Origin of the sequence: Staphylococcus massiliensis, from assembly GCF_043186315.1 — a bacterium.
Lineage (GTDB): Bacteria > Bacillota > Bacilli > Staphylococcales > Staphylococcaceae > Staphylococcus > Staphylococcus massiliensis.
The window spans coordinates 2,394,181-2,406,514 of the sequence record NZ_CP171119.1; the positions used below are offsets into that span (position 1 = coordinate 2,394,181).

The 12,334-nt window shown below is 36.3% G+C and carries 4 protein-coding genes; 1 reads left to right on the forward strand and 3 read right to left on the reverse strand.

Annotation, left to right across the window (positions count from 1 at the left end; all coding sequences use genetic code 11):
* Positions 1 to 71: 71 nt before the first annotated feature.
* From ACF3N8_RS11495 to ACF3N8_RS11505, 3 genes are all read right to left on the reverse strand, one after another.
* Complete coding sequence (locus tag ACF3N8_RS11495) at positions 72 to 9,194, reverse strand: Ig-like domain-containing protein (RefSeq protein WP_392449990.1); 9,123 nt, start codon at positions 9,192 to 9,194, stop codon at positions 72 to 74.
* Between the two features lie 815 nt (positions 9,195 to 10,009).
* Positions 10,010 to 10,576 (reverse strand): CPBP family intramembrane glutamic endopeptidase, encoded by a 567-nt coding sequence (locus tag ACF3N8_RS11500; RefSeq protein ID WP_392449992.1) that lies wholly within the window; start codon positions 10,574 to 10,576, stop codon positions 10,010 to 10,012.
* A 312-nt stretch (positions 10,577 to 10,888) separates the two neighbouring features.
* On the reverse strand, positions 10,889 to 11,428 hold the full coding sequence (locus tag ACF3N8_RS11505; RefSeq protein WP_017176827.1) for a helix-turn-helix domain-containing protein: 540 nt from the start codon (positions 11,426 to 11,428) through the stop codon (positions 10,889 to 10,891).
* A 170-nt stretch (positions 11,429 to 11,598) separates the two neighbouring features.
* Between ACF3N8_RS11505 and ACF3N8_RS11510 the strand changes: the two genes are divergently transcribed.
* Complete coding sequence (locus ACF3N8_RS11510) at positions 11,599 to 12,273, forward strand: IS6 family transposase (protein WP_002512555.1); 675 nt, start codon at positions 11,599 to 11,601, stop codon at positions 12,271 to 12,273.
* Positions 12,274 to 12,334: the final 61 nt, after the last annotated feature.

The window sequence follows — 12,334 nt, forward strand, 5'->3', positions numbered from 1 at the left end:
AGTAATAATAAAATGGGCTCTCCACCTTTGTAAGTGGAGAGCCCTGTACTTATTTACAATAATTTAAATATTTATTTTTTATCATTTTCTTTTCTACGACGTTTGGTAAATAATAATAGAGAACCTAAACCAGCAAATAACGTTCCAAATAATGTACCATTACGTACTTCTTTTTCACCCGTTTCTGGTAATTCATTTTGTTTATCATGTTTACTATCATTACTATTTACATTTGAGTCTTGATTAATTGAATCTTTGTTAGAGCTTGAATTATCTTCGTTATTAGAGTTGTTATCAGAATCTGAATTGTCTCCAGCATTTGAATTATCTCCGTTACCAGAGTTGTTATCAGAATCTGAATTGTCTCCAGCATTTGAATTATTTCCGTTACCAGAGTTGTTATCAGAATCTGAATTGTCTCCAGCACCTGAATTATTTCCGTTACCAGAGTTGTTATCAGAATCTGAATTGTCTCCAGCACCTGAATTATTTCCGTTATCAGAGTTGTCATCAGAATCGATTACAGTCGTATTGGTACTTTCAGAAGTATTGCCGTCTTTGTCAGTTGCCGTTACTTGTAGCTCTTCGCCACCGTTTAGGTCAACATTGGATGGAATATCAATTGTGTAATTACCTTGATCATCTGCAGTACCCGTAGCAGTTGTACCATCAGGGAACGTTACAGTTACTGTTGAACCAGGTTCTGCTTGACCTGTAACTTGAGTAGCGTCACTAGTCACATCATTCACCGTTGGTGCATCAGGAGCAGTTGTGTCTGTAACGTTCGCTGAGCTTGGTTCAGAAGTATTGCCGCCTTTGTCAGTTGCCGTTACTTGTAGCTCTTCGCCACCGTTTAGGTCAACATTGGATGGAATATCAATTGTGTAATTACCTTGATCATCTGCAGTACCCGTAGCAGTTGTACCATCAGGGAACGTTACAGTTACTGTTGAACCAGGTTCTGCTTGACCTGTAACTTGAGTAGCGTCACTAGTCACATCATTCACCGTTGGTGCATCAGGAGCAGTTGTGTCTGTAACGTTCGCTGAGCTTGGTTCAGAAGTATTGCCGCCTTTGTCAGTTGCTGTTACTTGTAGCTCTTCGCCACCGTTTAGGTCAACATTGGATGGAATATCAATTGTGTAATTACCTTGATCATCTGCAGTACCCGTAGCAGTTGTACCATCAGGGAACGTTACAGTTACTGTTGAACCAGGTTCTGCTTGACCTGTAACTTGCGTAGCGTCACTAGTCACATCATTCACCGTTGGTGCGTCAGGAGCAGTTGTGTCTGTAACGTTCGCTGAGCTTGGTTCAGAAGTATTGCCGTCTTTGTCAGTTGCCGTTACTTGTAGCTCTTCGCCACCGTTTAGGTCAACATTGGATGGAATATCAATTGTGTAATTACCTTGATCATCTGCAGTACCCATAGCAGTTGTACCATCAGGGAACGTTACAGTTACTGTTGAACCAGGTTCTGCTTGACCTGTAACTTGAGTAGCGTCACTAGTCACATCATTCACCGTTGGTGCGTCAGGAGCAGTTGTGTCTGTAACGGTAGTAGTAGTAGCTTTTGAAGTATTCCCGTTATCATCTGTAGCTGTAGCTAAGATTTCTTCGCCGCCTTCTAGTTCTACACCTGTTGGAATATCAATTGTGTAATTACCTTGATCATTCGCTGTACCCGTAGCAGTTGTACCATCAGGGAACGTTACAGTTACTGTTGAACCAGGTTCTGCTTGACCTGTAATTTGAGTAGCGTCACTAGTCACATCATTCACCGTTGGTGCATCAGGAGCAGTTGTGTCTGTAACGTTCGCTGAGCTTGGTTCAGAAGTATTGCCGCCTTTGTCAGTTGCCGTTACTTGTAGCTCTTCGCCACCGTTTAGGTCAACATTGGATGGAATATCAATTGTGTAATTACCTTGATCATCTGCAGTACCCGTAGCAGTTGTACCATCAGGGAACGTTACAGTTACTGTTGAACCAGGTTCTGCTTGACCTGTAACTTGAGTAGCGTCACTAGTCACATCATTCACCGTTGGTGCATCAGGAGCAGTTGTGTCTGTAACGTTCGCTGAGCTTGGTTCAGAAGTATTGCCGCCTTTGTCAGTTGCTGTTACTTGTAGCTCTTCGCCACCGTTTAGGTCAACATTGGATGGAATATCAATTGTGTAATTACCTTGATCATCTGCAGTACCCGTAGCAGTTGTACCATCAGGGAACGTTACAGTTACTGTTGAACCAGGTTCTGCTTGACCTGTAACTTGCGTAGCGTCACTAGTCACATCATTCACCGTTGGTGCGTCAGGAGCAGTTGTGTCTGTAACGTTCGCTGAGCTTGGTTCAGAAGTATTGCCGTCTTTGTCAGTTGCCGTTACTTGTAGCTCTTCGCCACCGTTTAGGTCAACATTGGATGGAATATCAATTGTGTAATTACCTTGATCATCTGCAGTACCCATAGCAGTTGTACCATCAGGGAACGTTACAGTTACTGTTGAACCAGGTTCTGCTTGACCTGTAACTTGAGTAGCGTCACTAGTCACATCATTCACCGTTGGTGCGTCAGGAGCAGTTGTGTCTGTAACGGTAGTAGTAGTAGCTTTTGAAGTATTCCCGTTATCATCTGTAGCTGTAGCTAAGATTTCTTCGCCGCCTTCTAGTTCTACACCTGTTGGAATATCAATTGTGTAATTACCTTGATCATTCGCTGTACCCGTAGCAGTTGTGCCATCAGGGAACGTTACAGTTACTGTTGAACCAGGTTCTGCTTGACCTGTAACTTGAGTAGCGTCACTAGTCACGTCATTCACAGTTGGTGCGTCTGGATCTGTTGCATCAACAACTGTTGTTTCTGTACTTTCTGATTCATTTCCAGATTCATCTCTTGTACTAGCAGTTATGTTTTCTCCACCTACTAGATTCAAATTCGAAGGTATTTCAATTGTATAGTTACCGTCTTCATCAACTTTACCCGTAGCAGTTGTACCATCAGGGAATATCACTGTTACTGTTGAGCCAGGTTCTGCTTGACCTGTAACTTGAGTAGCGTCACTTGATACCCCGTTAACAACTGGTGCGTCTGGCGCTGTTGTATCTGTAACATTCGTAGCCCCTGTATCAGATACATTACCAGTATTATCAGTAGCTGTAGCAGTAATTTCTTCACCACCTTCTAGTTTTACACCTGTTGGAATATCAATTGTATAATTACCTTCGTCATCTGTAGTACCCGTAGCAGTTGTACCGTCAGGGAAAGTTACAGTTACTGTTGAACCAGGTTCTGCTTGACCTGTAACTTGAGTAGCGTCACTAGTCACATCATTCACCGTTGGTGCGTCAGGAGCAGTTGTGTCTGTAACGGTAGTAGTAGTAGCTTTTGAAGTATTCCCGTTATCATCTGTAGCTGTAGCTAAGATTTCTTCGCCGCCTTCTAGTTCTACACCTGTTGGAATATCAATTGTGTAATTACCTTGATCATTCGCTGTACCCGTAGCAGTTGTGCCATCAGGGAACGTTACAGTTACTGTTGAACCAGGTTCTGCTTGACCTGTAACTTGAGTAGCGTCACTAGTCACGTCATTCACAGTTGGTGCGTCTGGATCTGTTGCATCAACAACTGTTGTTTCTGTACTTTCTGATTCATTTCCAGATTCATCTCTTGTACTAGCAGTTATGTTTTCTCCACCTACTAGATTCAAATTCGAAGGTATTTCAATTGTATAGTTACCGTCTTCATCAACTTTACCCGTAGCAGTTGTACCATCAGGGAATATCACTGTTACTGTTGAGCCAGGTTCTGCTTGACCTGTAACTTGCGTATCGTCACTTGATACCCCGTTAACAACTGGTGCGTCTGGCGCTGTTGTATCTGTAACATTCGTAGCCCCTGTATCAGATACATTACCAGTATTATCAGTAGCTGTAGCAGTAATTTCTTCACCACCTTCTAGTTTTACACCTGTTGGAATATCAATTGTATAATTACCTTCGTCATCTGTAGTACCCGTAGCAGTTGTACCGTCAGGGAAAGTTACAGTTACTGTTGAACCAGGTTCTGCTTGACCTGTAACTTGAGTAGCGTCACTAGTCACATCATTCACCGTTGGTGCGTCAGGAGCAGTTGTGTCTGTAACGTTCGCTGAGCTTGGTTCAGAAGTATTGCCGTCTTTGTCAGTTGCCGTTACTTGTAGCTCTTCGCCACCGTTTAGGTCAACATTGGATGGAATATCAATTGTGTAATTACCTTGATCATCTGCAGTACCCATAGCAGTTGTACCATCAGGGAACGTTACAGTTACTGTTGAACCAGGTTCTGCTTGACCTGTAACTTGAGTAGCGTCACTAGTCACATCATTCACCGTTGGTGCGTCAGGAGCAGTTGTGTCTGTAACGGTAGTAGTAGTAGCTTTTGAAGTATTCCCGTTATCATCTGTAGCTGTAGCTAAGATTTCTTCGCCGCCTTCTAGTTCTACACCTGTTGGAATATCAATTGTGTAATTACCTTGATCATTCGCTGTACCCGTAGCAGTTGTGCCATCAGGGAACGTTACAGTTACTGTTGAACCAGGTTCTGCTTGACCTGTAACTTGAGTAGCGTCACTAGTCACGTCATTCACAGTTGGTGCGTCTGGATCTGTTGCATCAACAACTGTTGTTTCTGTACTTTCTGATTCATTTCCAGATTCATCTCTTGTACTAGCAGTTATGTTTTCTCCACCTACTAGATTCAAATTCGAAGGTATTTCAATTGTATAGTTACCGTCTTCATCAACTTTACCCGTAGCAGTTGTACCATCAGGGAACGTTACAGTTACTGTTGAACCAGGTTCTGCTTGACCTGTAACTTGAGTAGCGTCACTAGTCACATCATTCACCGTTGGTGCATCAGGAGCAGTTGTGTCTGTAACGTTCGCTGAGCTTGGTTCAGAAGTATTGCCGCCTTTGTCAGTTGCTGTTACTTGTAGCTCTTCGCCACCGTTTAGGTCAACATTGGATGGAATATCAATTGTGTAATTACCTTGATCATCTGCAGTACCCGTAGCAGTTGTACCGTCAGGGAAAGTTACAGTTACTGTTGAACCAGGTTCTGCTTGACCTGTAACTTGCGTATCGTCACTTGATACTCCGTTAACAACCGGTGCGTCTGGCGCTGTTACATCAGTAGCAGTTGTTGTAACAGTTACTGAATCGCGTCCTCTATTATCCGTCGCTTTAACTTGAATTTCTTCGCCACCGTTTAGATCAACATTAGATGGAACATCAATTGTGTAATTACCTTGGTCATCTGCAGTACCCGTAGCAGTTGTACCGTCAGGGAAGGTAATTGTAACTGTATTACCTGCATCCGCTGTACCAGTGATTCGTGTATCATCACTAGTCACGTTATTAATTGTAGGTGCTGTTGCTGTATCTTCACCTGCAACTGTTGTCGTACCTGGTCCAGATACATTACCAGCTTCATCTGCTGATACAGCTTCTATTTTATTACCATTTCTTAAATCAACATTTGATGGTATTTCGATTGTATAATTCCCTTGATCATCCGCTGTACCCGTAGCAGTTGTGCCATCAGGGAACGTTACAGTTACTGTTGAATTTGGTTCTGCTGTACCATTAACTTCAGTGGCATTTGTGTCAACTTCATTTATTGTTGGTGCGTCTGGAGCAGTCGCATCAACAACTGTTGTAGTTGCACTTTCAGATTCATTACCTTCTGCGTCACTTGAAGTAGCGCTAATTGTCTCGCCGCCTTTGAGTGACATATTCTCTGGAATGTCTACTGTATAGTTTCCGTTACTATCTGTAGTACCCGTAGCAGTTGTGCCATCAGGGAACGTTACAGTTACTGTTGAATTTGGTTCTGCTGTGCCGTTTATTACTTTGTCATTACTTGTTACATCATTAACTGTCGGTGCATCTGGCGCCGTAGTATCAACAACCGTTGTTGTACTTGGCTCAGATTCATTGCCAGTTTCATCTGTAGCAGTCGCCGTAAACGTCTCGCCACCTTCTAGATTTACTTCTGATGGAATATCTACTATGAAATTACCTGCATCGTCTGCAGTTGTTGATGCTTTTCCACCACCAGGGAATGCAACTGTCACAGTTGAACCAGGTTCTGCTTGACCTGTAACTTGTGTTGCATCTGTATTTACTTCATCTAATGTTGGTGCATCTGGCGCTGTCGCATCTGTTACTGTGATTTGATCAGATACATCACTTGTTTTGCCGTCCTTACTAGCTGTTGAAGTTAATACTGTACCTGCTTCTAAAGGAGTATCAACATTAATTGCTGCACTTGTATCATCTACTGGAATTGTTACAGTACCTAAAACATTATTATTACTATCTGTTACTGTCACAGTTGAACCTGACGTACCATTTACAACAATTTGTTGATCGTTATCGTCAACAGGATTAATAGATGGTGCTGGTAGTTTAGAATTATCAACAATTTTAAAAATGTTTACTTCATCATTATCATAATTTGGTGAATCAATTGCAATAGTATAGGTTCCTTCTGGTGAATTTGGAATTGACACTGAGAATGTACCATCTGAATTTACAGTTGCTGTACCAACTGTTGTACCCTCTGCATTAATTACTTTAGCTGTTTGTGTTGCTGCACCTTCTTTAAGAGGAACAGAACCAGAAACGACTGTGTCTTCTGTTGTAATATCTGCTGCTTGCGGTTTGCCTACAAGTGGTGATGTTTTATAATTTACAACTTCATCGCCATCATTCTTACCATCGCCATCAGTATCTTCGTTTTCTGCATCAGATAATGATAATTGACGTTCATATCTATCTAATAAACCATCTTTATCATAATCTTGTAGCGCTAGTGTTGAAGTACCTAAAGTATTATTAATTAATGCCCCTTTACTATCTGTTAAATAACCAGCAAATGTGAAATCTTCTTTTTGTTTTGTTGTTTCTCTAATCAAATTACCTTCTGAATCATATTTTGCATCTTTTGTTAAAATGTTATTTACGCTTTGATTCAATTTAAGTACGACTCTAACGCCTACAGTTTCTGGTAATGCATTATTAAATTCGATTAGTTTATTTAAATTGTCACTCGTAATTGTGCCATTACCAACCTCGTCAATGGTTAAGTCAGCAACTTTATTTTTTGCATCATAATTTTTGTCAAAACCATTTAAGCCTTTATAATCGTATTGGTGCAATTCTACACCTTCGATATAGGGTAGTAAGTCTTTATCAATTTGATAATTGTATGCCCATTGGTTAGCTTTTGTTTTACTATATGAGAAAATACCGTTCTTCATGATTTGTTGGTCAATTAAAATACCACCAAATTCTCCAACGTTTTCATTATATGTAGCTGAACCGCTACTTGCTTTAAATGCATTATTATTTTCTGTAGATACATTATTTTCTAAATTAACTAAATCATCATCAGCTTTTGTTAAGAAATAACCATTGCTTTCAGAAGTACGAATAATTTTATTTTCTCTAGAATCTCGAACAAACACCTGATAATTCAATTTATTATTAGATAAATCGCCAGCGTTAGATATGATATTACCAACTGTATCGTCCAATTCTATTTTGCCATTCTTAGCAGTATATTGTGAAAGAATTTCTGCACCTCCAAATAAACCATCATTTGCACGAATAAAGTTGACTTCCCAAGTATCTGTTAGATTACCATTTTCATCTTTAATTCTTACAAACTCAACGGGTTTATTGCTTCCAGAAGGATTCGCTGAAATTTTAGTGACATGTTCAGCAATAATTGGATCTAATTTCAAATCAATTTTATATCTGTTTCCAGAGTTTGATCCTGACATGTAACTATGTAGGTCAAATGGAATTATATTACTATTTAATGCGTCATCAGAATCTAATTTACCTGGATCAAATAACATTGAAGCAAATGTATAATCATCTGTGTAACCTAAAGATTTTTGTAGTTCTTCATCTTGGTTAACTGCTGCACGCAATGCTGTTGGTGTAGCCATAGCACGGAACATAGTTCTTTGTGGTGTTGCTAAAGTTTCTGTTTTTTTCTTATTGTTCGCCATTTCAATTAATGAAGCTCTTAAAATTTCTGTATTAATTTCTTCATCTGTTGCTTTATCATAGTCAATGTTAGCATTTTCCATGATTTTTTTGGTTTCTGAATCGGACAGTTGACTATTTAAGAAAGATTCAACTGTATCCTTCTTATTTTCTGAAGAAGATAAGTTACTTTCTAATTCAGATTCTTCATTTTTATCAGTTTTATTATTCTTTAATTCTAATTCTTTATTTTTATCAGCTATTTCAGTAGTAGCTTTTTCTTCTTTTGCTACTTCTTCTTGTTGTTTATCTGGCTCTTTAATTGAATTAGATGATTTGTCTGGTTGTTCTTTTTTAGTTTGCGAATCTTCAGAAGATTGTGATGATGTATTCGTTGATTCTTCTTGAGTATTTGAGTCCTCTTTAATGTTATCATCATCTTGTGCAGTATCGTTGTCTTTATTATTTTGTTCTTTGGTAGATGCATCTTCATCTATTGCTGTTTCTGATGTTTCATTTGTGTCTTTTTTAGTTTGAGGAACTTCAGAAGATTGTGATGATGTATTCGTTGATTCTTCTTGAGTATTTGAGTCCTCTTTAATGTTATCATCATCTTGTGCAGTATCGTTGTCTTTATTATTTTGTTCTTTGGTAGATGCATCTTCATCTATTGCTGTTTCTGATGTTTCATTTGTGTCTTTTTTAGTTTGAGGAACTTCAGAAGATTGTGATGATGTATTCGTTGATTCTTCTTGAGTATTTGAGTCCTCTTTAATGTTATCATCATCTTGTGCAGATTTATTTTCCGATGTTTCTTTTGTTTCATCTGTTTTCACACTGTCATTCGTAGATTCAACAGCAGTGTCATTGGAATTTTCTGATTTGTCAACTGTCTGAGCACTATTTTGTACTTGCGCATTGTTGTCATCCTCAGTAGTAACATCTTTTTCTGATTCTTTAATATTTTTTATGTCTAATGCTTCACCTTTGTCTTGGCTCTTAACATCTTCTTTTGTGATCGTATCTAATTCTGCTGCTTGCGCCTCACTTCCAATTCCAAAAACAAGTGTTGCTCCCACAAGCAACGACGCAGTACACACTGTGAATTTTCTGATAGAATACTTATTTAACTTGTTTGGTAATAAACCTTGTTTATTCCCCATATTTACTCACCCCAAAATAATTTTTTTACAACTTTATGATACACTATTGAAAGTTAATATACATCTAATTATGTACATTTCAAAAAATTTGAATTAAAGGTGTATCTATATATAGTACTTAATGCATATAGATAATTCTACCCTATAGATAAAAATAACATAAACTTTAATATTTTTTACATTTAGAATAAAGATAGGATCGAATCACTTGTGTAGAGTCTTTCGGTTTTTGTTTATTGCTAAATTTTATACTGCATTGAAATATATGAGAGAAAATAGATTTATAATTTAAGTGAAAATTATAATAATAAAACGAACGTGACAAATATAGAACTCAAACATTTATAAGCAGATCTTATGAAAACACTGATAACTATAAATTTATTAATCCATCTAAAAGAAATATGAAAGAACTGAATAACACTTTTAATTTATTACCTAAAACGTCGTCCTGGAGATACCCAAGAGAAGCTAAATAAATTAAGTGTGACAGTACAGTGTAAAGAACAATTACAATATTCGATACGTAGTAAAAATATATTTAGTGTAGTTTCAAAAAATGTATAAAAATTAGGTGTTTATAAGGGAGGATTACAATAGATAACAGTATCTAAAAAATTGAGAACAACATTTGGAATTTATATGACAAAGTAATAAAAAAGCAATACTAAAAATTTCATTGTTTCTATCTAAGAATATGGCTATGTGGAAAGAATAAAAACTTCTTTATTATCTTCATCAATTGTGTAAACAACTCTGTGCTGATAGTTCATTTTTATTGAAAAAGGATTAATAGGATTAATTATTCAACATAATTAGTTCTTATGGGTAGTGCTTTTGTATGCCTTATTCATTTTCACAAGCAACATCAATGCTAAAATACTCAAAATTATTATTCCAACTATTCCTGTTGGACCATAAATTAGTGAGTTAAAGTCATCCTTTTTAATAGCAAATATATAAACAGTAGTTGCAAATTGATTAAAAATACCGTGTAAAATTGCAGGTATAAATATAGTTTTCGTTTTGATATACGTATAATAAAGAATAATTCCTAATGGCATACACATAGCTATCATAAAAAAATTACCTAAAACAGGATTATTAGGATAATTGTGTCCTTGTAAAATAAGTGGTAAATGCCATAATCCCCATATTATACCGCCGATAAATAATCCCTTATTTGTCCCTAATTTAGCTATTAGTTGAGGATACATAAAAGATCGCCAACCTAATTCTTCACCTAAATATGCTAAAAAACTAATCAATACGCCAATGGTTACATTAATTAATAAAGGAGTTAATAATTTATAATTCATCCCAAATGAATTATAAAACAGATTAGAATTTATAATATAAGATATTAAATAGATTAAAGTCATAATACTTACCATCATAAGTGGGTAAATAACCCAATGTATAAGCTTACCAATACGTAACGAAAAAATTCGACAAATCCTTCATTTTTTTTATAAAAATAACTCCAAACAATAATTGCAGATATAGAAGGAAATAACATTATTAAATTTGATAATATGCTTTTATCATTTATAAAATTTAATACTCCTCCAATAACATAAGTAGTTCCAAAAACGATGACTATATAGATTATAAATGGCTTTGTTCTATAATTCGTATTCATAAAAACTCCTTAGTATCTTCTTCTATATTCTTTATAGTTTTAGAGTTGAAATTCAATTCAGAAAAACTGATTTATAATTATACTTTAAATAATTCTTCAAAACTCTAAACGAAATGTAAATCGACTTTTTTAATATAGGAATAGAAAACAAACCTATACAAAAGAAAAATATAGTTAAAGATAGTTGGAAAATATTAAAATCTTGTATATCTTTTATAACAAAAATAATAAAAATCAATGGACTAAAAATCATAGTTAATGATATCCCTAATAACATTATAAAAGAAGCACTAAAAAATAATATGACTAAAGAAAACAAAAATATATTAAAAACTAATGCTCCAAATAAAGCGAAAAAGTTTAATCTTTTCACATTTTGACTCTCCTTATTTTCAAACACTGTATTTTTCACTAAATCATTTAATGATATGTCGTAAATTCTACTTAATTCTTGGATAGCATAGATATTCGGTAATGTTTTACCTTGCTCCCAACGAGAGAGGGTTTGTCTTGTTACATATAATTGTTTGGCTACTTCAGATTGAGTTAATTCTTTTGCTAAACGTGCAGATTTTAACTTCTCAGATAGCATAATTTTTTTCTCCCTCCTTTTCATAACCTTATAATCTCACAATGAATATAAATTAAAAGAAACAACCTTGTTACATTGCTAATTAAACAATTTGTAACAAGGTTATAACATTCGGTTCTGTTGCAAAGTTAATTTTATAGTATAATTTTAACAAAAAAGGAGCGTTCTCTATGAATTATTTTAGATATAAGCAATTTAATAAAGATGTAATAACTGTAGCCGTTGGCTATTACTTAAGATACGCGCTTAGTTATCGTGATATATCTGAAATACTAAGAGAACGCGGCGTTAACGTTCATCATTCAACGATCTACCGTTGGGTTCAAGAATATGCTCCTATTTTGTATCAAATTTGGAAGAAAAAGCATAAAAAAGCTTATTATAAATGGCGCGTTGATGAGACATACATTAAAATAAAAGGAAAATGGTGCTATTTATATCGTGCCATTGATGCAGATGGTCATACATTGGATATTTGGTTACGTAAGAAACGAGATAATCATTCAGCATATGCGTTTATTAAGCGACTTATTAAACAATTTGGTAAACCTCAAATGATAATTACAGACCAGGCACCTTCGACGAAGGTGGCAATGTCTAAGTTGATTAAAGATTTTAAACTTAATCCCGACTGTCATTGTACATCTAAATATCTTAATAACCTCATTGAGCAGGATCACCGTCATATTAAAGTGAGAAAGACGAGATATCAAAGCGTCAATACGGCAAAGAATACACTCAAAGGTATTGAATGTATTTATGGTCTATATAAAAAGAACCGTAGGTCTCTTCAGATCTACGGATTTTCGCCGTGCTACGAAATTAATCACATGTTGGCCAGTTAAGAGAATACTACCATGTTAAAATGATAATTAGTTATATTTTTTCTGACTTTGCAACAGAACC

Excerpts from the sequence above, each read along its gene's own strand:
- ACF3N8_RS11500 (WP_392449992.1), bottom strand. The coding sequence starts at position 10,576 with ATGACTTTAATCTATTTAATATCTTATATTATAAATTCTAATCTGTTT.
- ACF3N8_RS11510 (WP_002512555.1), top strand. The coding sequence starts at position 11,599 with ATGAATTATTTTAGATATAAGCAATTTAATAAAGATGTAATAACTGTA.
- ACF3N8_RS11495 (WP_392449990.1), bottom strand. The coding sequence starts at position 9,194 with ATGGGGAATAAACAAGGTTTATTACCAAACAAGTTAAATAAGTATTCT.
- ACF3N8_RS11505 (WP_017176827.1), bottom strand. The coding sequence starts at position 11,428 with ATGCTATCTGAGAAGTTAAAATCTGCACGTTTAGCAAAAGAATTAACT.